22 protein-coding genes are annotated in these 23,782 nt (G+C 43.9%); 7 read left to right on the top strand and 15 right to left on the bottom strand.

Annotation, left to right across the window (positions count from 1 at the left end; genetic code table 11):
- Position 1: 1 nt before the first annotated feature.
- Entirely contained in the window at positions 2-214 is a 213-nt protein-coding gene (locus AC1XUE_RS13550) for a hypothetical protein (RefSeq protein ID WP_483356512.1), read from the bottom strand.
- A 204-nt stretch (positions 215-418) separates the two neighbouring features.
- Here AC1XUE_RS13550 and AC1XUE_RS13545 point away from each other — a divergent pair, with 204 nt between their 5' ends.
- Positions 419-1,075 (top strand): NAD-dependent epimerase/dehydratase family protein, encoded by a 657-nt coding sequence (locus AC1XUE_RS13545; protein ID WP_483356511.1) that lies wholly within the window; start codon positions 419-421, stop codon positions 1,073-1,075.
- Entirely contained in the window at positions 1,076-1,522 is a 447-nt protein-coding gene (locus AC1XUE_RS13540) for a GNAT family N-acetyltransferase (RefSeq protein ID WP_483356510.1), read from the top strand.
- A gap of 56 nt (positions 1,523-1,578) precedes the next feature.
- Here the strand turns inward: AC1XUE_RS13540 and AC1XUE_RS13535 are convergent, their stop codons facing one another.
- A complete protein-coding gene (locus AC1XUE_RS13535; protein ID WP_483356509.1) occupies positions 1,579-1,995 on the bottom strand; it encodes a hypothetical protein in 417 nt (138 codons plus the stop codon).
- Positions 1,996-2,179: 184 nt separating this feature from the next.
- On the bottom strand, positions 2,180-2,914 hold the full coding sequence (locus tag AC1XUE_RS13530; protein WP_483356508.1) for a lysophospholipid acyltransferase family protein: 735 nt from the start codon (positions 2,912-2,914) through the stop codon (positions 2,180-2,182).
- A gap of 145 nt (positions 2,915-3,059) precedes the next feature.
- On the opposite strand from AC1XUE_RS13530, the gene AC1XUE_RS13525 reads away from it, so the two are divergent.
- Positions 3,060-4,043 (top strand): acyl-ACP desaturase, encoded by a 984-nt coding sequence (locus AC1XUE_RS13525; RefSeq protein WP_483356507.1) that lies wholly within the window; start codon positions 3,060-3,062, stop codon positions 4,041-4,043.
- Positions 4,044-4,127: 84 nt separating this feature from the next.
- On the opposite strand, the gene AC1XUE_RS13520 is transcribed toward AC1XUE_RS13525, so the two are convergent.
- The 3 genes from AC1XUE_RS13520 to AC1XUE_RS13510 all read right to left on the bottom strand — a co-directional run bounded on the left by AC1XUE_RS13520 (position 4,128) and on the right by AC1XUE_RS13510 (position 8,537).
- Positions 4,128-4,772: a carbonic anhydrase gene (locus AC1XUE_RS13520; RefSeq protein ID WP_483356506.1), complete on the bottom strand. Its 645-nt coding sequence runs from the start codon at positions 4,770-4,772 to the stop codon at positions 4,128-4,130.
- Between the two features lie 123 nt (positions 4,773-4,895).
- Positions 4,896-6,923: a T9SS type B sorting domain-containing protein gene (locus tag AC1XUE_RS13515; protein ID WP_483356505.1), complete on the bottom strand. Its 2,028-nt coding sequence runs from the start codon at positions 6,921-6,923 to the stop codon at positions 4,896-4,898.
- Between the two features lie 192 nt (positions 6,924-7,115).
- Entirely contained in the window at positions 7,116-8,537 is a 1,422-nt protein-coding gene (locus AC1XUE_RS13510; protein WP_483356504.1) for a S41 family peptidase, read from the bottom strand.
- Positions 8,538-8,793: 256 nt separating this feature from the next.
- Here AC1XUE_RS13510 and AC1XUE_RS13505 point away from each other — a divergent pair, with 256 nt between their 5' ends.
- Positions 8,794-9,075 (top strand): hypothetical protein, encoded by a 282-nt coding sequence (locus AC1XUE_RS13505; protein WP_483356503.1) that lies wholly within the window; start codon positions 8,794-8,796, stop codon positions 9,073-9,075.
- A 53-nt stretch (positions 9,076-9,128) separates the two neighbouring features.
- Here the strand turns inward: AC1XUE_RS13505 and iolE are convergent, their stop codons facing one another.
- The 8 genes from iolE to iolB form a co-directional block, all read right to left on the bottom strand.
- On the bottom strand, positions 9,129-10,028 hold the full coding sequence (gene iolE, locus AC1XUE_RS13500) for a myo-inosose-2 dehydratase (RefSeq protein WP_483356502.1): 900 nt from the start codon (positions 10,026-10,028) through the stop codon (positions 9,129-9,131).
- 121 nt (positions 10,029-10,149) lie between these two features.
- Positions 10,150-12,018, bottom strand: coding sequence for a 3D-(3,5/4)-trihydroxycyclohexane-1,2-dione acylhydrolase (decyclizing) (gene iolD / locus AC1XUE_RS13495; protein WP_483356501.1), 1,869 nt, complete (start codon positions 12,016-12,018; stop codon positions 10,150-10,152).
- A gap of 8 nt (positions 12,019-12,026) precedes the next feature.
- A complete protein-coding gene (locus tag AC1XUE_RS13490; protein ID WP_483356500.1) occupies positions 12,027-12,968 on the bottom strand; it encodes a class II fructose-bisphosphate aldolase in 942 nt (313 codons plus the stop codon).
- Positions 12,969-13,108: 140 nt separating this feature from the next.
- The gene (locus AC1XUE_RS13485; RefSeq protein ID WP_483356499.1) at positions 13,109-14,722 is read right to left on the bottom strand and encodes a sodium/sugar symporter; all 1,614 of its coding nucleotides are present in this window, start codon (positions 14,720-14,722) and stop codon (positions 13,109-13,111) included.
- A 111-nt stretch (positions 14,723-14,833) separates the two neighbouring features.
- Positions 14,834-15,862: an inositol 2-dehydrogenase gene (gene iolG, locus AC1XUE_RS13480; RefSeq protein WP_483356498.1), complete on the bottom strand. Its 1,029-nt coding sequence runs from the start codon at positions 15,860-15,862 to the stop codon at positions 14,834-14,836.
- Positions 15,863-15,976: 114 nt separating this feature from the next.
- Positions 15,977-17,443, bottom strand: a complete 1,467-nt coding sequence (locus AC1XUE_RS13475; protein ID WP_483356497.1) for a CoA-acylating methylmalonate-semialdehyde dehydrogenase — start codon at positions 17,441-17,443, stop codon at positions 15,977-15,979.
- A 169-nt stretch (positions 17,444-17,612) separates the two neighbouring features.
- On the bottom strand, positions 17,613-18,626 hold the full coding sequence (gene iolC / locus AC1XUE_RS13470; protein ID WP_483356496.1) for a 5-dehydro-2-deoxygluconokinase: 1,014 nt from the start codon (positions 18,624-18,626) through the stop codon (positions 17,613-17,615).
- A 160-nt stretch (positions 18,627-18,786) separates the two neighbouring features.
- Positions 18,787-19,659 (bottom strand): 5-deoxy-glucuronate isomerase, encoded by an 873-nt coding sequence (gene iolB, locus AC1XUE_RS13465; RefSeq protein ID WP_483356495.1) that lies wholly within the window; start codon positions 19,657-19,659, stop codon positions 18,787-18,789.
- A gap of 126 nt (positions 19,660-19,785) precedes the next feature.
- Here iolB and AC1XUE_RS13460 point away from each other — a divergent pair, with 126 nt between their 5' ends.
- From AC1XUE_RS13460 to AC1XUE_RS13450, 3 genes are read left to right on the top strand one after another with little or no spacing between them, the layout of a single operon-like run.
- Entirely contained in the window at positions 19,786-20,817 is a 1,032-nt protein-coding gene (locus tag AC1XUE_RS13460) for a LacI family DNA-binding transcriptional regulator (RefSeq protein WP_483356494.1), read from the top strand.
- Positions 20,818-20,853: 36 nt separating this feature from the next.
- The gene (locus AC1XUE_RS13455) at positions 20,854-21,432 is read left to right on the top strand and encodes an O-methyltransferase (protein ID WP_483356493.1); all 579 of its coding nucleotides are present in this window, start codon (positions 20,854-20,856) and stop codon (positions 21,430-21,432) included.
- A gap of 23 nt (positions 21,433-21,455) precedes the next feature.
- Complete coding sequence (locus AC1XUE_RS13450; RefSeq protein ID WP_483356492.1) at positions 21,456-22,433, top strand: hypothetical protein; 978 nt, start codon at positions 21,456-21,458, stop codon at positions 22,431-22,433.
- Between the two features lie 78 nt (positions 22,434-22,511).
- Here AC1XUE_RS13450 and AC1XUE_RS13445 read toward each other — a convergent pair whose 3' ends face one another.
- Positions 22,512-23,264, bottom strand: a complete 753-nt coding sequence (locus AC1XUE_RS13445) for a hypothetical protein (protein ID WP_483356491.1) — start codon at positions 23,262-23,264, stop codon at positions 22,512-22,514.
- Positions 23,265-23,782 lie beyond the last annotated feature (518 nt).

The following is a 23,782-nucleotide window of genomic DNA, read 5'->3' as shown; positions in this document are numbered from 1 at the left end:
ATTACGCCTTTTTCTTAGACGACTCCACCGGTACATCGGGAGGAGTTTCATTATAGCCTTTTTGGTCATTCATATTGTTACTCTCACTTTTTTCTTCTGCATCCTTCTCCACTTTTTGAGTAGGTTTTTTGCTATCATCATCATGGCGATCTTCATCTTCTGCTCCTGCAGGGGATGGAGATCCACCTTCTACACTTCCTTTTTTCGCGCTCATAGTTTTTTTTGTTATTGATACTGATAGATCTAAAAATGTGTGCCTGGAATTTTGCAAACAAGCATTGTCAGGAATTTGATAAATAGCATTGTAATCACAGGAATGATATTTTAAAGCTAGACCGTTTACTTAGTTTATCAATTGGCACATCTGAAAATAGTATCAGATTGCGTATCTTTTGCTATGGATCAACCCCGAGATGAAATGAATTCAAATTCAAGAACTGCCTTACTGGTGGGTGCAACCGGATTAATAGGCAAGCAATTGCTCACCAAACTCTTGCATGTACCCTATTACGATAAAGTTGTGGTATTGACCAGACGTTCCTTAGGTATGGTTCACACCAAACTGGAAGAAGTAATTTTCGATTTTAACAACCCCGATGTTTCTTTGGTAAAAGCGGATGATGTATTTTGTTGCCTAGGTACAACCATTAAAAAGGCAGGATCAAAAGAAGCATTTAAAAAAGTAGATCTGATATATCCGCTACGTATAGCGAAGCTTGCATTAAAGAACGGGGCTGAGAAATTCCTGATTGTTACGGCCATGGGATCAGATGCTGACTCAGGCATTTTTTATAATCAGGTCAAAGGTGAAGTCGAAAAAGAACTGTCACTTCTAAACTATCCCATTTTACACATTTTCCGTCCATCACTGTTATTGGGAAATCGTCAGGAGACACGTTTAGGTGAAAAAGCAGGTGAAGTGCTGGCCGCTATTTTTAAGCCGATTATGCTAGGACCATTGAAAAAGTACCGCGCCATCGACTCAGGAAAGGTTGCCAATGCCATGCTTGCCCTTGCCAGAAAAACGGAAAAGGGCATTTTCGTTCACGATTCAGCCGCACTACAATCATTCTAAATGCAGAGTCGTCTTGTAATTCGCCATGCCATGGAAGAAGATCTGGATGTCATCTATGATATGGTTTGTCAACTTGAGAATCAGCAGCTTGATAAGATTGCTTTTTCCAAAGTATATCTGCGCAATCTTCGCAATCCTGATATCGATTATTTTCTGGCCGATATAGAGGAAAAGTCGGTGGGTATGATAAGCTGTCATATACAGGGGCTTTTGCATCATGCTGCTTTGGTAGCTGAGATCCAGGAAATGTTTGTATATGCTGACTACCGTTCTCAGGGAATTGGTGAAATATTGATGACCAGAATTGTGCAGCACGCTGTGCTGAAAGGAGCCATTCAACTGGAAGTGACTTCAAGAGCCACCAGAGTAGCGGCGCACCGGTTTTACGAAAGAGAAGACTTTTTGAAATCGCATGTTAAGCTGGTCAGATATTTGGATAGTATATAAAAAAGCATCCCGTTACAAACAGGATGCTTTCCAAAATTACCCTAAACCTTCAATCTTTAATATCGGCTACCACGGGCCCAACCCTCGTTTTTGTGGGTGAGTCGGTGTGTTTCAGAAATAAGTTGTCTTAGATCGTTCCGCAGAATCTTTGTTTCACGGTTGGATAAACGACCTCTGTGGCTGAATTCTCTTTCTTTCATTTCAATACGTTCATACCGGTTGGTGAGCATACCTGCTTCACGGCGGGATAGTTGCCGGGAGCGAATCCCGAATGCTATTTTTTCTCTGGCTTCTCTCTGCAGGTAGTTAATTTCAGAATTGGTACTGTAGCGTCCACGATCGTCGCGGTTGTCAGGCCTTCTGTAATCATCGCGGTTATCGTAGCGATAGCGGTCATCCCGTGGACCATGTTGTGCATGTACTGCTGTAAAGCCAAATACAAAAAGCGTTGCAACCAAAAGTATCTTTTTCATGACCTGTTGTTTTAAAGTTCAACGGTTAGAGAAAAAGAGTTGATAGTAGTTTAAAAGGGGGATTGTTAACGAGTGTTAAGGTGCAGATGGTAGGCTATATACGACTGTTTGAAAATAAGTTATTGTATTCATTTTCAATAAATTGAATTCTCTTTCGAAAGATTGTTAATGAGTTGTTAACTCTTCATCCCTGTATCTCAGCCTGAATAGCAGCCTGTGCTTCGGCCAGGATATCTTCTACTTTTTTACCTGCCGGTTCTATTCCGGGCAGCACGGTCCAGGAAAGTCTCGAAAAAGATTTAAGAGGGAAAACGCCCTTGGGGTTAAAGGTGCCCGTACCATTAATGGCTACCGGCACTATCAGTGCACCAGGTGCTCTTTTCAGCAGTGTAGCCACTCCGCCGGCTACGAAAGGCTTCATAATACCACTTGCAGTACGTGTTCCTTCGGGAAAAATTACAGCAGCACTTTTTTCATCATTGATCAGTTTTCCAAGCCTTGCAATTTCCAGAATAGCCTGCTTCCCATCTTTACGATCTATAATAGCTGCTTCACTTTTTCTAAGATTGTAAGAGATACTCGGGATACCATGTGCCAGCTCAATTTTTGAAACAAATCTTGGATGGTGTTTTCTAAGGTACCAGATGAGCGCGGATATGTCAAACATGCTCTGGTGGTTGGCAACAAAAATAATCGGTCGGTTATCTGGCAAGGATGTTTTACTGTGAAGGATAACACGGGAGCCGGTGAGATGCAAACCGAATGTAAGGAAGAAATTGAGATAATCGACACTTAGCTTGTGTACCTTCTTTCCAAATATATGAAATGCAATTACCTGAATTACATGGAATACAAGCAATGTCAGGCTAAAATGGAGCAGATATAGGGTACTCAGTAAATAGTCAAAGATTTTTTTCATTCCTGATATTTTTCTGCAAAAATAGTTGAAAACTGCATTGTTTGATAAAAATTGTCGCCGACTAAATGAGAAATATCATTTAAAACTTACATTAAATTCCCGTACTTTGTAAAACTGTCAATTTGAGATTAAAATAGTATTTATAATGGATATCGCACTTTCAGCAGAAAGATTAGAAGTGATGCAGCATGTAGGTAAGGACTTGGATGGCCTGATCGCCGAGTACCTGAAGCCAATCGATGAGAACTGGCAACCAACCGATTTCTTGCCGGATTTCAGCAAGGAGAATTTTGCTGCCGAAGTGAAACTCCTGCAGGAAAGTTGCCACGATTTGCCATACGATTACATAGCAGTTCTGATCGGAGATACGATCACAGAAGAGGCTTTGCCTACTTACGAATCATGGTTGATGGACGTGATTGGTGTGGATCAGGTAGATAATCCTTCGGGCTGGTCAAGATGGGTTCGTGCGTGGACTGCTGAAGAAAACCGTCACGGTGATCTTTTAAACAAATATTTATACTTATCAGGCCGCGTGAACATGCGTGCTATGGAAGTTTCTACCCAGTATCTGATCGCTGACGGTTTTGATATCGGTACAGACCGCGATCCTTACAGAAACTTTATATATACTTCTTTTCAGGAACTGGCCACGAATGTCTCACACAGAAGAACGGCAACACTCGCCAAGAAATTTGGTAATCCACATTTATCTAAGATATGCGGTGTGATTGCGTCTGATGAAATGAGACATGCCAAAGCATACAAAGAGTTTGTCAGACGAATTCTGGCGGTGGATCCTTCAGAACTGATCCTGGCACTGGAAGATATGATGCGCAAAAAGATTGTGATGCCAGCGCATTTCCTTCGTGAAACGGGTGTGAAAATGGGTGATACTTTTGCACACTTCTCAGATGCAGCGCAACGCCTGGGTGTATATACGACAAACGATTATATCGAAATTCTTGAATCGCTACTGATAGAGTGGGAGGTAGGCTCGGTACGTGATATCAACGAAAGAGCAGAAAAGGCAAGAGACTATCTGATGGCTTTACCGGCCCGTCTGAAAAGGATTGCTGAACGTACTAAGGTTCCAGAACTGGCGTATGAATTCAGCTGGATAAAATAAGAGACTGATTGTAAAAAGACCCCGGTAAGTATTGCACTTGCCGGGGTCTTTTTGTATTAGACTTATTAGGGCGAATGCCACTTTTCAGGATACAGGCTGCTCAGGATACAGGTTGTAGATTTCCCTTACATTCTCAAGAACCTTATCAAAATCAATTTTAAGGTCGATCAGTTTACCGGTGCGGATATCAAAAACCCATCCGTGAACTGTCAAACCTCTTTCAATAGCAGCCTGCTGTACTGCGGCCGTTTTGATCAGGTTAAAACACTGCTCCTGAACATTCAGCTCCACGAGTCTGTCATATCTTTTGCCTTCGTCCTGGATGGCATTCAATTCATCTTTATGAATGCGGTACACATCACGGATGTTGCGCAACCATGGATTCAGCAATCCCATATCAACTGGCTGCATAGCTGCTTTCACACCACCGCAGTTATAATGCCCGCAAACCACGATGTGGTTCACTTTCAGGTGACGCACTGAATAGTTTAATACCGACATTACGCTCAGATCCACGTTGTTAACAAGATTGGCAATGTTTCTGTGTACGAATGCTTCGCCTGGTTTAATGCCCATCAGATCTTCTGCAGTCACACGACTATCTGAACATCCGATATACAAAAATTCAGGTTGTTGTCCTGAAGCCAAAGTTTCGAAATACTTGTCATCAGTGGATAGTTTAGTTTTTATCCACTCTTCGTTGTTCTTAAATACGCTGTTAATATCCATATCAGAATTTAGTTAGTATAATGTCTTTTCGAAGACATCGTATTAATCCCAAATTTATGATAAAAATCATACGAGACAAGTTATATCTTATTGTGTTTTTGCAGGATCGTCTGTTTGAACAGCTTACCTGAGCAATAAAATGCTGCCTTCTTTTTGAATTACTTTACCACGATTACTTATCGCGGAAAACTGATACGTGTAAACGCCGCTCACAGGTTCGGCTCCTTGAAAGCGCCCGTCCCAGCCAGCAGTGATATCATTGGTGTAGAATACCAATTGTCCCCAGCGGTTGTAAATCCGTAAATAATTAAAAGTCTGGATGCCTTTGGTATTCAGGTAAAGTATATCATTTTTTCCGTCACCGTTCGGAGAGAAAGCAGTAGGAATGTATATCCAGTCGGGTTGAATTACCGAAAGTGTCACTGACGCTTCTGCATAACATCCTTCCGGCGTAGTGCCCCTTACGGTGTAAGTATTTCCTGACAGCAGCGTGGCGATAGGTGTCGGGATGTGGGTGTTATTGAGTCCGGTGGGAGGAAACCACTGATACGTACTTCCGGCAATATTGTCAAGCTGCGCTGATGAGGCCTCCAACTGAAAAGGAATGTTTTCTTCAATTTGAGAGTCGGGCGTCACGTTGATTTCAATTCTTGGAATGACACGGATAGTCACCGTGTCCCTGTTAATGCATCCTTCACTTCCTGCAGCGACAATATAGGTAGTGGTGACAGCAGGCGTTGCCAATGGTTCTTGGACCGCAGGATCGTCTAATCCCTCTGCTGGTAGCCATGCATGTATATCCGTGTTACTGCCTGTAAAAAGGGAAACTGCCTGACCTTCACAAATTGTTGTATCTGCAATGGTCCGAACTTGAACTGACTCTTTCGCATCAATAATAAGGTCGCTGCCTGTAATACAATTGCTGGCATCTTTGATGAAAATTCTGTAAGTATCAGCTGGTAAACGAAAGCTGGCCGATGTCTGAAAATGAACGGAGTCAATGGAATACTGGAACGGAGCTTTACCTTCTACAGGTGTTACAGTTACTGTTGCCAGCGGGTCGGCACAGGATGGTGGTACAACTTCTGTAGATAGGTTCAGTGAACTGATCTCGGCCGTTTTCGTATTCTGAATCTTCTTTCCGCATTCCAGTCTGGTTATAGTTAAAGAAACATTTTTAGGGCCGGTTTTATCCCAATTAACTGTGAATGGTCCCCGATCACTCCCTGCTACAACGGTACCGCCGTCCCAATCCCATTCAAATCTATACGCCGTGCTACCTGCAGGAATGCTGCCTGAATAATTGATCGTAATGTTTTCCGGAAATCCACAGCTTGGATTCGGGTTAATCAGAAAGTCTGCTGCTGAATTGATATTTGCAGTAAAGCAAATGTTGCCGAAGTTTTCTGCAACTTTAGTGCCCGTAATCGGTGTATTGCTGAAAGAGAGATACGCGAAATTGACCTCTGCAGATTCGCAGGAATTTACATCGTTGCCACGCAATAAGTGTACAGCACTACCCGAGTTGCCGATGTATCTACCGGCACTGTCGTTGTAGGTCGCAAACAGACTGTTGTTGACATATACAGATAAAATGCCTGTTTGCCCATCACGGGTGAAGGTGAGCAAATAATAATTATTTGTGTTAAAAAACGGGCATTGCCCTATCGTGTTCTGTCCTGAGATTGACAGACAATATTCATTGCCGGTTGCAGCTTTCACGAAGTAAATTCCTTCATCTCCGGAGCCTGTGAAGAAATGAAGTAGTGGCACTTTATCACCAACCCAATTAGTTACTTTGATGTACATACTAATGGTATAGCTGTTTCCGATCACACCTTGCTGGTTGGTATAGCTAAGTCCCCAGTTGGGATTATTGTGATACACTTTTCTGTTCACACGGCATGGCGGGGTATCGTTACGATAAGTGCCATGTACCGGATTGGCCTCACAGCTTCCACCGTTCCGTAGCGGAATCAGATCAGGAGCACATTCAGGAGCGCTGACTTCCAGATTCTCGTAGAAGCGGTAGGCATGTTCAATGGTTTGACCTTTCGCAGATGGGGTCAAAAGTAAACTGATAAATAATAACAGCCATAAAGCAGGTTTCATGATATTGCCGGGTGTGGTCAGGTGATACTGAGCACACATATACTTGTTTTATAACTTGAAAAGTAAATTAGTAGAGGCGGTAGATGGCTATTATGCTGCAAATTAAAGCATAGAACTTGGAATCACATCAGTAACCGGCATTTATAATATGAAAGGCGGACAAGATGAGTGTAAACAACAGTAGCCACCGTGAGGTAGCTACTGTCATATCAATGGTTGTGATTTCTATATTTATTTGAGAGACGTCCTGATCATTCTGGATTCAGCTACCTGAAGGTTATCTCTGAATGAGCCCGCAACAACGGCTGCAGCCCTTCTTCCTGAAACTACCCGTGCATTGGTACTGACCGGTACGCCCATTAGTTCAAGTGCTTTTTTGAAAAGCGGTTCGTTATCATCTCCAAAGGGTTTGTAGGGAAGAATATTATCCTCAATCTGATAAGTTGGCGTCATCCCATTCACGGTTCCGTAGTCGGATTCACCATTCGCATTGGCAGTTTGTCCAAGCATTACATATATGCCCCATTTCCATCTTTCCTGGTCATCACTAATCAATGAGCCAAAGAGATTCTTTCCGGCAGTATGATCTCCAATCGTAATTACTTCCATATAGGGCTTCAGTCCGTTTATGACCAGCTCACTTGCCGATGCCGTCCCCTGAGAAGTCAGTACAAAGACTCTGTTGAGATTACCCCCTATATTATTGACTTCATTTTGAAAGTTGTAATCCAGCGCCGAATTGCCTTTTAGTTTTTGCCAATAAGCAATATATTTATCATTCCATTGCTCTTTGTAAAATACCTTTGTGCCCGACACGCCTTTACCAATCAGCGATGCTAACGTGTTTGCCGAGCTGATATATCCACCCGAATTCAGTCGAAGATCGAGCACGAGCTCGTTTACACCCTTGCTTTTAAAATCCGCAAAGATCTGACGAAGCTCGTTGTCATATTTCGAAGCATTGCCAGGCACAAACTGCGTATAGACGATGTATCCGATTTTCTTTCCGGAAACAGATTTATCTATAACAGTTGAAAAGGCAACCGGATCTTCGGTAACCATAGTTTTGGTAACGCTCACTGTGTTTGTGCTGGCTGAAATCGTTGAACCGTCGACAGTGCCTAATGTAAATGATATAGTCTCAGCACCGGAAAGAAGCGTGCTGTAATTATCTCTTGTAAGCTGCGTTCCATTCGCCTTCAATATCATATCACCTCGTTTAAGTCCTGCATTGGCAGCAGGGCTCCCGTTAACTACGTGATTAAGAAACAAGCCAATACTGGTATTCGACTCGTCGATGTATGAAATAGAATAACTGATACCGAAGATTTTGCTGATGCCATCGAAACTGTTCTGAAGTGCTTCAGCGTCATCGGTAACCATTGAGAAGCGGTCAACAGAAGTCCGCTGGTAGACGAGTTTCTCGAAATAATCAGCAGGTTTGGATCTTGCGTCAAGTGTAGTACTGGCCGGCATTTGTTTATACCAGAAATAGGCATCGTTCATGACCTCGTAAATCCATGTATTTACCGCCTGATCATCTGCGTTGGAAACTGTATTCTGATCGGGCTCTACCTCATCATTCTTGCAGGCTGAAAATGAGGCAAGTGCGAAAAGAAACAGTAGCTTGTTGATTTGGTTTAATCTGAACATATAACAATGATTGAATGGAATCTGTAAATCCTGAATAGTAACGTATTGTAATGGCTATTACGTATTGAACGTACGATATGTGGCAGATTTGAGCTGTTTGCCAAAAAAAGACCCGGGATACCCAGGTCTTTTTATTCAAATAACATCCTTATAACTATCCACTTGCCTGACATGATTCCGTTTACTCAAAGACGTAGTTTTACGCTGTTATGACTTTTGCCAACTGCCTACTTTTATGTCAAAAAAAGCAAGCGCTATGAAAAAGTTATTTAAATCAACTATTACAGTTTTTGCGACCTTCGCCACTGTTCTTTTTTTATCCTGTGGCGGCAAAGACAGCTCTCCCAATCCTGTAAATTGCAGTAACAATGCGGAAAAAGTTAGTACTGCGGGAACGACTTGGGCGAACAATCCCAACACAGCTAATTGTGAAGCCTATAAAAATGCTGTGAGAGATTTGTACAAAAGCTGCGCAAACTATTACACCGGTCAGTACAAACAAGAACTTGACGAATTTCTGGCCAGTCCTTGCAATTAACTGTTTTGTTTATTCAGTCGGCGATGGATAGTATTTCACCGGCTGAATAAATGTTATATACCGGTCAGACTATTGAAAAATTTTCTGGCAATGATCGCGTATTCCAATGGATTTGCCTTGGCAGGATCCTGTTCTGCTTCCAGTACGATCCAACCCTGATAGTCACTTGCTTTGATCACCTCAAAAAGCGCAGGAAAATCAATACAACCCTCCTGATCACCCGGTACCGTGAAAACACCTTGTTTAACAGCTGTCAGGAAGCTTAGTTTCTCCTGATGTACCCGTTCCAGTATATTCGGGCGAACGTCTTTAAGGTGGATATGCGCAGTACGTCCGATATATTTCTTCAGAGCAGTTACCGGATTTTCACCTGCAAAATGAAAGTGCCCGCAGTCGTAATTCAGGTACACGTAGTCAGGATTTGTCTCGTTCAGCAGACGGTCTGTTTCTTCGATGGTCTGTATACAGGTTCCCATATGATGGTGGAAAGCCAGTTTCATGCCGCGCTCAGCCGCTATTTTTCCCAAAGCATCAAGTCCAGTCGTAAAGCGTTTCCAATCTTCGTTGGTATTCAGCATCCCTTTCCCTTCAAATACCGGTACATTCTGTCCCTGGCAGCTGTTTCCGGTTTCTCCACCGCCGATCACTTTCGCGCCCATCGTTTGGAGGAAATCAAGTAGCTGGGTAAAATTTTTGATGTTTTCGTCAAGAGATTTGGTCGTGAGCTCATAGCTGTTCCATTGGTTGCAAATTTGTAATCCTCTCAGATCAAGGGCTTTTTTCAAAACATCCGTATCGCGAGGAAATTTGTTACCTACTTCGCATCCGGTAAAGCCCGCAAGCGCCATTTCGCTGATACATTGCTCAAAAGTATTCTCGCCGCCAAGCTCCGGCATATCATCATTGGTCCAGTTGATAGGAGCAATACCCAATTTTATATTTTCGAAATTCATTGTTTTAGAAAGAAGTTAATTGGTAAAGGAGTTAAGAATTGAGAGTTAAAAGTTAAGAATGGCTTGCGGTGCAGTTAACAATTGATAATTAACAACTAACAATTAAATTTTTCGCCTCGTGCTATAAAAATATTCTTTGTGTTTTCTTGTTCTCCTTATAAGTTTCAAAAGCTTTTTGGACGGATGGGGATTGAGAAACTTCTGCTACCGGAACTTCCCACCAGGCGTGGTAACCTTTTACAGTACGGTACAGGTTTGTTTCAATATAGATCACCGTCGTGCGTTCGTTCTGTTTGGATTGAGCGAGTGCTTCATCCAGTGATTTTTTGTCTGTAGCACGAATTACAATTGCACCGAGACTTTCGGCATTTTTTGCCAGATCTACCGGAAGGAATTCTCCTGAGAGCTGTCCTGTATTTTCTTCTCTATATTGGTACCTTGTGCCGAACCGCTCTCCGCCTATACTTTCGGAAAGTCCTCCAATACTTGCGTAACCATTATTGTTAAGCAAAAGAATCGTAAACCTGATACCTTCCTGAATAGCAGTTACGATTTCATTGTTATTCATCAGATAGCCCCCGTCGCCACAGAGTACATATATTTCACGGGTCGGGTCAGCCATTTTTGCACCAAGTCCGGCAGCGATTTCATAACCCATGCAGGAGAACCCATATTCCAGGTGGAAATTCTTTGGATCCGTGGCGCGCCATAATTTATGAAGATCGCCCGGAGCGCTTCCTGAAGCGTTGATCATCACATCTCTGTCACCCATAAAGCTGTTCAGAGCACCAATGACCACGGCCTGGTCAATAGGGGAGATGGTTCCATTTCCTTCCTCATAAATACGGGTTACCTCATCGTCCCAAGCCTTGTTGATATCAGCAATTTTTTGACGGTAATCAGCACTTACTTCGAAATCTCCCAGCAATGCGGATAGCTCTTCAATTGTCGCTTTTGCATCTCCGACAACGGGCAAAGCAGCGTGTTTGAAAGCATCGAATTCAGAGATATTAATATTAACAAACCTGACATCCGGGTTCTGGAAAATAGACTTGGATGCAGTGGTGAAGTCGCTGTAACGTGTGCCTATTCCGATTACCAGATCAGCCTCATTCGCTACTTCAATAGCATATTTAGTACCCGTCGCCCCTAAACCTCCAACGCTGTAAGGCTGGTCGAAACGCACGGCTCCCTTTCCCGCAAAAGTCTCGCCGACAGGAATACCTGTTTTGATGGCAAACTGATGAAGGACTTCTGAAGCATCGCTATAGATGGCACCTCCTCCGGCAACAATTACTGGTTTTTTAGCAGATCGGATCCATTCTGCGGCTTCTGTTACGATGCCGGCATCCGGGCGGGGTCGGCCCACTTTCCAGACTCTCTTTTTGAATAGTTCTTCCGGGTAATCGTAAGCATGGGTTTGTACATCCTGGGGCATGGATAGGGTAACAGCACCCATTTCAGCCTGAGAGGTGAGCACGCGCATTACTTCTGGAAGAGAATAAATAAGCTGCTCCGGACGGTTAATTCTGTCCCAATATTTAGATACGGGTTTAAAACAATCGTTGACAGATATATCCTGAGTTCCGGCGCTTTCAAGCTGCTGTAAAACGGGATTGGGCTCGCGGGTAGCGAAAATATCTCCCGGAAGAAGTAAAACCGGCAGACGGTTAATCGTAGCCAGGGCAGCTCCTGTAATCATATTTGTAGCTCCCGGACCGATTGAAGTCGTGCAAACAAATGCACCCAGACGGTTTTTTACCTTGGCATAAGCGACCGCTGCATGCACCATCGACTGCTCGTTGCGAGACTGGTAGTAGCGGAAGTCAGGATTTTCGTGCAGTGCCTGTCCGAGACCAGCTACATTCCCGTGGCCGAAGATTCCGAAACATCCGCCGAAGTAAGGTGCTTCCTCGCCGTCACGCTCAATGTACTGGTTTTTAAGAAAGGTTATAGTAGCCTGAGCTACGGTCAGTCTTCTGGTTTTCATACTCTATTTCAGTTTTGAAACTCAATAGCTTTACCTGTGCTTCCGAACAGTTCAAACTTACTGATCATAAATTTTTTATAAGTTTCCATAAAGGTCTTTCCCGGTGTGGTGGGCGCAAATTCTTCAGGTTTGTCCCTGAAAAACTCCCGGTTTACCATCGTCCATACCAGGCGCATATCGGTAGCGATGTTGATTTTACAAACACCCAACGGGATGGCTTTTCTGATTTCATCATCTTGTACACCACGAGCATCCGTCTTTATTTTTCCGCCTGCTGCGTTAATACGCTCTACAACCTCACTGCTGACATTGGATCCGCCGTGCAGTACTAGAGGGAATCCGGGAAGTCGCTTCTGAATTTCATCCAGAATAGGAAGCTGAAGTCCCTGCCCGCCTGAAAATTTATAGGCTCCGTGGCTGGTTCCCACTGCAATGGCCAGACTGTCGCAGCCTGTAGCCGCTACGAAATCTTCCACCTCCTGCGGATTGGTGTAAAACGAATGAGCGGCGTCGACTGTTAAATCATCCTCAACTCCGGCAAGCACGCCTAGCTCAGCTTCAACACTCACACCTGCTGCATGTGCCAGATCTACAATCGCCCTGGTTCTTTTCACATTCTGATCGAAAGGATCATGAGAAGCATCAATCATCACAGAAGTGTAACCACCCTGGCGGATTGCATCATGAATATGCTCTTCATAGCCGTGATCCATGTGGATGGCATAAATCGTATCAGGATAAATCTTAGCCGCAGCGTTGATCATTGACAGAAGCATTTCGGCAGTAGCGTAATCACGTGCGAAAGGTGTTGTCTGAACAATGAAAGGCGAACCTGTCTGCTGAGCAGCGGCAAAAAGACCGTGTATCTCTTCCATGAAAAATACATTGACCGCAGCAATCGCATAGCGACCATAGCATTTTTCAAAAAGTTGTTTGGTTGTTAGTAGCATTTAGCTGTTAGCTATAGGCTGTTAGCAATCTTCAAAATTTCATTTGATGAGAACAAACTAACCTTTTATAATTTATTAAATCAACGAGGTCTGTTATTGGGCAAGAGCTAAGCGCTATCAGCTAAAAGCTAATAGCCATTCTACCAGAACACCGTATACAAAGCTGCCAATACACCGCAGATCACAATCGACCCCACTACGAAACTTCTTCCTGCATTGAACATCGAACTTTCGATTTCCAGGCCTTTCGGATTGTTTCTGCTGTTTTTATCTGCCAGGGTCATGATGATAATCACAGCGCTGAGAATCAGGAATATGATTCCCATTCTATCCAGGAACGGAATATCTGGCCAAAGGAATTTTCCGGCTGTCGAAAGTGGAATGGTCAGCAGTGCGGCAGTAAGGGCTGCAGCAGATGTTGTTCTTTTCCAAAACATTCCAAAAATGAAAATGGCAAAAACTCCGGGCGTTATAAAACTGCTGTATTCCTGTATAAACTGATAAGCCTGTTCGAGCACGCGGAGCTGTGGAGCAATGATCACACCGATAGCCATGGCTACCCAAATAGTGATCCTTCCGATTTTAACAAGGGTTACTTCTGAAGCCTTCGGATTGATATACTGTTTGTAAATGTCGAGCGTGAAAATGGTGGAAATACTGTTGGCCTTTCCTGCGAGCGAGGCGACAATGGCTGCGGTAAGCGCTGCAAATGCCATTCCTTTCAGTCCCGTTGGAAGCAGGTTCAATAGCACGGGATAGGCATGATCAGGCTTTATCACTCCGGCTGTATCGAGCATTTCCTGCTGAAACATACCATTTTCATACAGAACGAAAGCAGCGATTCCAGGAATAACGACAATGATAGGAATCAGAAGTTTTAGCACTGCAGCAAACAGAATGCCATTTCGTGCCGTTGATAGATTTGCGCCGAGCGTACGCTGAATGATATACTGATTGCAACCAAAATAAGCAAGGTTGTTGATCCACATCGCACCAATGATCACTGATAACCCGGGAAGATCCTTATAGAATGGGCTTTCCTTGGGCAGGATCATGTGAAAGTGATTGTCACCTTTTTCCTTCAGCAGGGCGAGGGCGTTAAAAATACCCGGCTCATTGAAATGTTGTGACACCAGGTCCAGAGCCAGATAGGTGGTGGCAAGTCCACCAAGAACGAGCACAATTACCTGTACCACATCCGTATAGCCAATTACTTTCATACCCCCTACGGTAATAATGACGGCAAAAATTCCCAGCCCAATAATGCCGTAGGTAAAGTCAAGTCCTGCCGTAACTTCCAGCGCCAGTGCACCCAGGTAGAGTATAGATGTCAGGTTTACAAAAACATACAACAGCAACCAGAATATGGCCATGATGGTGGCAACTGTTGGATTGTAACGCTGCCGCAGAAATTGCGGCATGGTATAAATGTTGTTTTTCAGGTAGACCGGAAGAATGAAAAGTGCAACCACAATCAGGGAAGCAGCAGCCATCCACTCGTAGGATGAGATGGCAAGCCCTATGGCAAAACCCGAACCGGACATACCGATGAAGTGCTCGGCTGATATGTTGGAAGCGATAATGGAGGCTCCTATAGCCCAGAATGTCAGTGAGCCTTCTGCAAGAAAATAGTCAGTTGAACTTACCTCCTTGGATTTTTTCTGATTGTAGATCCAGTAACCGTAAACCGATACGCCAATCAGATAAGTAAAAAAGACAACATAATCCAGCGTTTGTAAACCAGTGTTTGACATGCAGGGCTTTATATAATGAAAGTGAATATTAATTGTACTTTACGAATTGCAAACGTTTGCAATTCGTAAAGTATGCAATGTAATACATAAGATTCTAAGGATAGTCAGTGATCAGACATGACTTAGTTCCAGTACCTCATTTATTTGTACAGTACGTCCTTCCGTCAGCGATTTCATCGCGGCGATACCAATTGCAGTTGCCATCAGTCCGTCATGAGCATCCACCGGGGAAGGCTTATCGTGCAACACACAATCAATAAATGATTTCAGACACACGCGATAAGCGATTTCGTACCTTTCAAGGAAGAAATGAAGCGGCAAAGCACTGTGTCCGCCTGTACTGTCGAAGTGAACCAGAGAATCAGTGGTATTGTTTTCCGCTTTTGCCATTCCTTTTGATCCGAAGATCTCCAGACGCTGGTCGTAACCGTAAACTGCTTTTCTGCTGTTGTCGATCACGCCGATAGCGCCATTTTCGAAAGTCAATACGATTACAGCCGTGTCAATATCGCCGAACGCTTTAATCTCAGGATGAATCAGCGCATCACCTTTTACAAAGACATCCTTGACTTCACTACCTACGATATAGCGCGCCATGTCGAAGTCGTGAATGGACATATCCAGAAATATGCCTCCTGAAATTTTCAGGTATTCAACAGGTGGTGGTGCCGGGTCGCGACTGGTGATTCGCAGAATATGCGGATCTCCGATTTTATTATGCTCAACCAGATTACGCACGTTGCTAAAATTGGCGTCGAAGCGGCGGTTGAAACCCAGCATCAGTTTTACGCCGTTTTCAGCAACGGCTTTTTCTGCTGCCAGAATGGCTTCAATGGTAACATCGAGCGGTTTTTCGCAAAATACATGTTTCCCCTGTTTTGCTGCTGCCACGGTATAAGGAACATGGTACGGAGTAGGAGAGCAGATGATTACAGCTTCTACATCCGGATGGTTGATCACCTCGTAGGCGTCTGTTGTTACTTGTTTTACGCCAAGACGTTTGGCGAATTCGTGTGATGCTTCCGATACATCCGATGCAATGATTACCTCGGCATCAGGCATGTGGTGAAGCAGGTTACTCAGGTGTATCTGGCCAATACGGCCCAGACCAATCACACCGGTTTTAAGTTTTCGTGACATTGGGGTAAGTTAGTTTAGGGATTGAGGCAAAGAGCTTGGGGGAAAGGGCAAAGGGTATGGGGTTAGATGGGGCGGGTGTTTTCACCCTATTCCCCATGCCCGAAACCCTGTGCCCTAAAACTTGCGGTTCCATTCTTTCAGCCAGCGTTCTATAACGACTTTTGTTTGTGTGAAAAACTCTACGGCATGTTTGCCTTGTCCATGCAGGTCACCGTAAAAGCTGTCTTTCCAGCCTGAGAACGGGAATTGTGCAACAGGAGCTGCAACACCTATATTGATTCCTATATTTCCGGCCTCGGCTTCATGACGGAATTTACGCGCGTTCAGACCACTGCTCGTAAACACACAGGCCATGTTGCCGTAACGTCCGGAATTGATAAACCGGATTGCTTCATCGATTGTATTGATATGGACGAGACTCAAAACCGGACCGAAGATTTCGGTAGCTGCCAGTTCGCCGTCCAACGGGATGTCTTCAATGATCGTAGGGGCGATGAAGTTACCATTCTCAAAACCAGGAATGTTTGGGTTTCTTCCGTCAACGATAACACGGCCGCCTTCCTTAATTCCTTTATCAAGTAGGTTGTTCACACGGTTTTTGCTTTCCGCCGTAATGACCGGACCCATTTGAACTTCACTGTCCAGACCAAATCCGGTTTTACGGGTTTTCGCTGACTCGACCAGGCTTTCTGTAATGTCTTTATGCTCACCTACGGTAATGATTGTTGAAGCTGCAAGGCAACGCTGACCAGCACAGCCATATACGCTGTCAATTACAATCTGTGTGGTCATATCAATATCTGCGTCCGGTAAGACAATTACCGGATTTTTCGCGCCTCCCTGTGCCTGTACGCGTTTTCCATGCGCCGCACCTTTGGAATATACATACTTTGCAACATTTGAAGAACCCACGAAACTAATACCCTTAATGACAGGATGTTCCAGAATCGCATCCACCACTTCACGAGCTCCCTGTACCAGTCCGAGTACTCCTTTCGGTAGATCCAGCTGGTCCATAAGACCAACGATTTTGGTCATGGTAAGCGGTACCTTTTCAGACGGTTTAATGATATAGCTGTTTCCGCAGGCCAGAGCATAGGGCAGAAACCAGAATGTAATCATACCCGGGAAGTTGAAGGGTGCTATACATGCACATACCCCCAAAGGCTGACGTATCATGTACTCATCAATTCCCTTGGCAATGTCTTCCGAGAATTCACCCTGCATCATGGCAGGCATTCCGCAGGCGTTCTCTACGTTTTCAATCGCACGCACCATTTCCGCCTTGGCTTCAAGGAAAGTCTTTCCTGATTCCAGAACGATGGTTTTCGCTATATCATCCAGGTTATCTTCAAGCAATGTTTTTAGTTTGAAAAGATACTGAACACGTTTCGAAACAGGTGTATTTCTCCATTCCTGGAAACCTTCGTGGGCTGCTTGCGCGGCATCTGCCACATCCTGGGCATTGCCCGAAGGAACCTGAGCGAGCACTTCCTGGCTGGCAGGATTGACTACGTTCAGGAATTGTTCAGAGCGGCTATCCACCCATTGCCCATTGATATAATTCTTTAATTTTTCCATTCTTGTTTTGTTTTGAAACGCTCTGTTCAGGAAGTTATCCGCAGCGTTGCGCCGTATTTTATAAATTCTTACTGTTTGATAGAACCCAGCTAAACTCCACGCCGAACTCTGTTAACTCCGCGTTTATATTGTCGATAGAGTAACTACTTTACCTTCTTAACTTCTGACTTCAGAATCCTCCTCTGTTCTCCACAAATGCCATTACTTCCTCGTTTGTAGGCATGAAATTAGCGCAACCTTCGCGGGTTACAATAATGGCTCCGCAAGCATTACCCATGCGTACCGATTGATACAAATCCCAGTCGTTTAGCAGACCGTAAGAAAAACCTGCACAGAATGCATCACCGGCTCCAAGTACGTTTAACACTTCAACAGGGAAACCGGGAACACGTATTTCTTCCTTGTCGGGCTGGAAGATCGAAGCTCCCTCTTTACCTCTTTTCACCACCAGAGTTTCTACACCCGAGCTCATAATTTCTTGAATAGCACTGTCAATATTTCCTCTGATTTCCGGGGCGGAGATTTGTTGATGTTTGATCATAAGTTGCTCTTTGTCTGTCAGATAGGTAGCCAGAATTTCTTCTTCCGTGCCAACCACGATGTTGAACTTGCTCAAAGCAGCACGCAGCGTAATTCCGAATGAACGGGGATCATCCCACTGATCGGCACGGAAGTCAATATCCAGAAGCGTTTGTACATTGTTTTTCTTTGCCAGTTCCAATGCATAAAACATGGCAGTGCGGCTAGGGTCTTTGCTGAATGCAGTTCCCGAGAAGGCGGCAGCCTTGAAGTCTGCGAACGGAATGGCATCAACGTGATCAATATTCAGGTTGATATCTGCGCAGTTTTCACGGTAGTAAACCAGAGGAAAACGATCGGGGGGCTCAATGCCCAGCACTACCGCAGAACTTCTGGTCCCATCGATAGTGGGTACATACTCAGTAATTACGCCTTCCTTGTCGAGAAAATGTTTGATAAAATTGCCGACCTGATCAGGGCCTATACCTGTTAGTATCGCCGTGTTCAAACCCAACCGTTTTGCTCCGGTTGCAATGTTGAGAGGACAACCGCCAACAAAGGCGTTAAAGGATGATATCTGTTCAAAAGGACTTCCGACGTTAGCGGAATACAAGTCGATAGACGAGCGCCCTAAGGTAAGAAGGTCAAGTTTTTTGTTGGACATATTAAGGCATTTTACGGTCTGCACGCTTCTTTAGCGGGCTGAACGTTTATAAAATTATCTGTTACTTAGCATTCAGACTGTGTTACGGTCTGCACGATTTTTATCGGGCTGAACGTAACGTAGCAATTGTGCTCTTTACATTCAGACCACCTGTCGGTGTTCAGACTGCGGGGCCATTCATCTCCGCAGTTACAATCGGCAACCTTGGATCACGCCCTTTCCATGACCCGTAGATCCAGTCATGATCCGGATCAGAGGTATTAGCCAGAGACTGGTCACTTCCTGCCAGGAAATTCAGGTAATATACGTTATAACCATGTCCTGCTACCACAGGATGATATCCTTTTGGGATTAGAACAGCTTCATTGTGCTTTACCCTCACGATTTCGTCCAAAGAGCGGTCGTCGGTATAGACCTGCTGTATGGCATAGCCCTGAGGTTTGTCAATTTTATAAAAATAAATCTCTTCCAGATTCGCTTCCAGTAATGTACCGTCTTCGGCTACTTTCCGTTCGTCGTGCTTGTGGGCGGGGAACGAACTCCAATTGCCGGAAGGCGTATAAACTTCAACACAGACAATTTTGTGACAGTCAAAACCCGGTTCGAGTAAGCTGTTAATTTGCCGGTTTGCGTTGTCTCCACCACGATACTCTATCGCCGCTTCTTCCGGGCGTTTCATATGTGGAGGATGGTCTTCATCGCTCTTTACCCAACAAATGGCAATGTCGGTATCAGGTGATTGAGCTGTCAGTATAAAGTCAGTATTGCGGGAGAGATACATTGCATGGCCAATACCGCTGAAAACGTCTTTTCTCCCATTGCCTGTTTCCCAAACTTGCCCGTCGGCCTCCACTTTAAAATTTCCGCCCAGCAATACAATGCAATATTCATATTCACCGGTGTGTCTGCTAATTTGTTCGCCTGTATCCAGTACTTTCGCTTCGAAGTTCAGGTAAGTCCAGCCAGCCTGTTCACTCGTAAGAGAATGATAGTTTTTAATGTCCGCAGATGGCTTGATCAGTAAATCACTCATTGAGATATTTCGATTACATTTGCACAATATTAGCTTTGTATTAATGAAGTACAAAATGTAAATATGTCGATATTGAATGCAAACGTTTGAAAAAATTTATAATTTTTAATTGTCAAAATCCTACTCATGAATTCGTCTCGTCCGGTAACAATTAAGGACATTGCCAAACGTTTCCGCTGCTCACCATCGACTGTTTCCAGGGCTCTTAACGACCACCCGGCTATCAATGAGGACACCCGAAAAAACATACAGGAATATGCTCGTACAGTAGGATATCAGCGTAATGAAGTATCACTCAGTTTGCTGAATAAAAAGACAGCCACACTGGGTGTGGTAGTGCCGACGATCAGCAATTATTACGAGACGGCTGTCATCGAAGGGCTTCACAACGTTCTGCAACCGATGGGTTATACGCTCAATATCTGTGTTACGAACGAAAGTTATTTGCTGGAAAAGGAATATTTGTCCAAACTGCTATCAAACAGGACAGAAGGAATTTTTCTATCTGTTTCACAGGAAACGTATGATTCGGGTTATTATGAACATCTTGAACAGGTCATACAGCGTAAAACACCTTTGATTTTCATTGACCGTGAGTTCGAGGATTTTGAGACCAGCCGTGCGACCGTTGACGACTATCACGGAGCATTTGCAGCCGTGGAGCATTTGGTCAATATGGGTTACAAACAGATAGCGCATCTGAAAGGGCCTAACGGACTTACCGTTTCCGAGCAGCGTTTCAAGGGCTACAGGGATTGTCTGCTTAAATATGGGTTGCCTGTTCGTGAGGAACTGATCATCAATACTAATTTTAAAGTGGAAAGCGCAATTCTGCCAGCCAGACGTTTGCTTGAAATGGACAGTCCGCCGGACGCTATTTTTGGTGTGAATGACCAGGTTGCGATCGGAGCGATGCGGGTTGCCAAAGATAAGGGACTGCGTATTCCTCAGGATATAGGGCTGGTGGGTTTTGATAACTCCCCCATATCGGCCTACACATTTCCGTCGCTTACCACGGTAAACCGTCCGGGCAGGAAAATCGGTATGGAGGCGTCGCGTTTGTTTTTGAGTCAGCTCAATGCTTCTGACGATTTTACACATGAAGGAATCGTCTTACCGTCTGAGTTGATCATCAGAGAATCGTCGCTGCGGTTCTAAAAGTTTTCAATGTATCTCTAATGAATATTTATCACAATGAATTGGGAAATTAATCAGCCTGCCCCTGCACAGTATGTCGCGATTGATGAGGCGACAAAAGCCTCCGGTTTTACGATGGCTTCCGACGCATTAACATGCTCGCTTTTACGGACTCTGGCTGTAAGTAAGCCTGGCGGGAAATTTCTGGAATTGGGAACCGGTACCGGACTTTCCACCTCATGGATTCTTGATGGGATGGACGCAGGTTCAACACTTGAGTCTATTGACAATGAAGGTCAGTTTATTGAAATAGCCGAACGGTTTTTGGGCGAGGATGAACGTTTAACGTTAATTGAAACCGACGGAGCAGATTGGGTCGAAGCTAATAAGAACAGGAAATACGATTACATATTTGCTGATACTTGGCATGGAAAATACCTGTTGCTGGATGAGGTGTTGGATATGCTGAATCCCGGTGGCCTGTACATCATTGATGATATGCTCCCTCAGCCCAACTGGCCGGAAGGACATGAGCAGAAGGCTGCTCGTCTGATCGATTACCTTGATTCGAGGGATGACTTGTTTCTGACCAAGCAGGTTTGGGCAACAGGAATTATTGTGGCGGTGAAGCGTTGAGTATTTCTTAATCTGATTCAATTATGAATTTTGCCAAAGGAATCTTCATTGCGGCGTTCACAGCGCTTTTGGGAAACCATTCAAGTGCCTGTAGTTGTGTAAATAATATTAAGGATTTACAGAGTACCTCTCAGCTGGATCCGTATGAATTTGTCGCATTAGTAAAAGTCACGGATGACAAGCTATATAAGGAGTCAACGACAGCGGATTACAGGTCTATTGGTCTTTTAGGGATTAAAATAATAGAACTGTTTAAGGGAGCGTCTGTTGATAAAATATTTGAAGGAGATATACAAACTTCCTGCGATATGGGTATTGAGAAAGGGCAGGAGTGGATGTTTTTTGGAAAGAAGATTGACGGTAAGCTCACTGTAATTCCGTGCGATAGAAATGCAAAGTATAAAGATTTGAATGGGTTTCGGGAATGGAGGAGCCACGGCTATACCGACTTGCATGCGCTCCGTAAAATTTACAAGCATCCGGTTAAAGAGTATCGCACTGAAAAAAGAATCGAATATTACACAAACGAACAGATCGAAATTGAGGAGAATTATGTAGATGGGAAACTGGATGGAGTACGTAAAATCTGGTATCCTGATGGCGTCCTGTTTGGAATACAGCATTATAGCATGGACAGTCTGCATGGAAGGTCATCATGGTTTTATCCATCGGGTCAAATTCAGAAAGATGACTTTTATCTAAACGGCAAGTATGCACAGGTATCCCGGTTTTATTATGACTCGAAAAAGTCCGGATCCGCAAGAAACCCGCAGGTACATTTTGAAACTGTTTTTAATTCACTTGGCAATCCCATCATCTCCAGAGTTTTTAATTCCAGCGGAAGTCTGCGAAGTGAAAGCTTGATTGATCTGGTGAAATATTCCAGAACAAACATACATTACCATGAAAATGGTTTTATATCAGAAATTTCGTACAATAAAAATGACGAGAGTTCCGGGCACTACATCCGTTATGACGAAAATGGAATGCCTTTGCGGTAAGGAGACTATGATGAAAAGGAAGAGTGATAGAATGTAAGTGAGATTATAGAGAATATTGTTAGCAGAGAAGAGATGTTTCTATAATTTGATTGTCCCGTCAATTACTGAAGGTATTAAAAAAGTGGCTCGTTCGTCGTTTTTGTTAATTCTGTAGTATAAAAAGTAAAATAGATTACTTAATTGTGATACAGCCGAGTACAATTCTTTTTCTTCATCTGTACATCGTGATTCACGAAAAGGTGTATCCCGGAGGTCGAAATAAAGATAGATATACCAAGCAACATTTGTGGGTTTGGCTGCAGGATTCACAATCCAGAATCCGTCTGTACAGTAAATATTGTCGAGGATTTTTGTTTGAACATCAAAGGGCAGATTTCCCCGGTAGGTAGTACTGTCTACTTTTTTACTGGTATTTACACGAAAAGCAAAAATTCCCCACGAGGGTTTGCAACTGGCAGTCTGTAAAGGAACACCATTTTCAAGCCTATCTGATAAGTTTTTTTTGTCAATGTCTGGAAATCGGAAGTATTCGGGTTTAAAATTAGCAGTGTCAGATCGGAAATGTTTAACAGGCATAGATTCCAAGCCCGGTAATATTGATAAATTGATTTTACCAGCCACTTTAGCTCTCTCCAAAGCCCAGTTGACTGCCGAATCCTCAGAAGCTGTTTTTTCCTGATTTCCCGAAGTAGGTAGAGGCGCTCGTTCTGTTCCCGGTTTCGGGAATTGGTCGGTGTCAGGTATGCGCAGGGGCTTATGTTGCGCCGGGCACTGGGTTATACACGTAAGTAGGATTAGTATCACACCTACTACACTTTCTGTTAATTTCATACACCTAAGTTTAGATTCTCAAGATGTTGTAAATGTATAATTTAATTTTATATACACAATGTTTTGTGCTTTGACGGTGCCAGTCTGAGTGTCACGTGGATGGGCAAATTTATTAGTTGGATTTAGATAGCTTCAGTCACGGTCAATACGATAGGATAAAGGAGAGTTGAGTATATTAAGATTCAACCCTTATCAGGGTTGGCAATTCGGAATGTGGAATTGATTTGCCACAGGGTTTCACCCGGAGTTATTCATGTTGAATCCCTCCGGGATTTCGGGTTATACTTCATTAGCTATTCAACCCTTATCAGGGGTGGCTATTACGGAATGTCAGATTGATTTGCCGCCCGGGTTTCACCCGGAGTTATTTATATTGAATCCCTCCGGGATTCTCGGTTGAGAACTGCTTTTTTATGCCTAATAGTTTAAATCATGTCATTATTATATAATAATTGTTTTTCGTCAAAATCCCGTAGGGATTAAATATGAGTAGCCACGGATGCCAATCCGTGGTTGAA

The sequence above is a fragment of the Dyadobacter sp. HNCC25DJ187 genome (assembly GCF_056895255.1).
The sequence above is the reverse complement of the archived record's forward strand: the minus strand, read 5'-3'. Positions and strand labels throughout refer to the sequence as shown.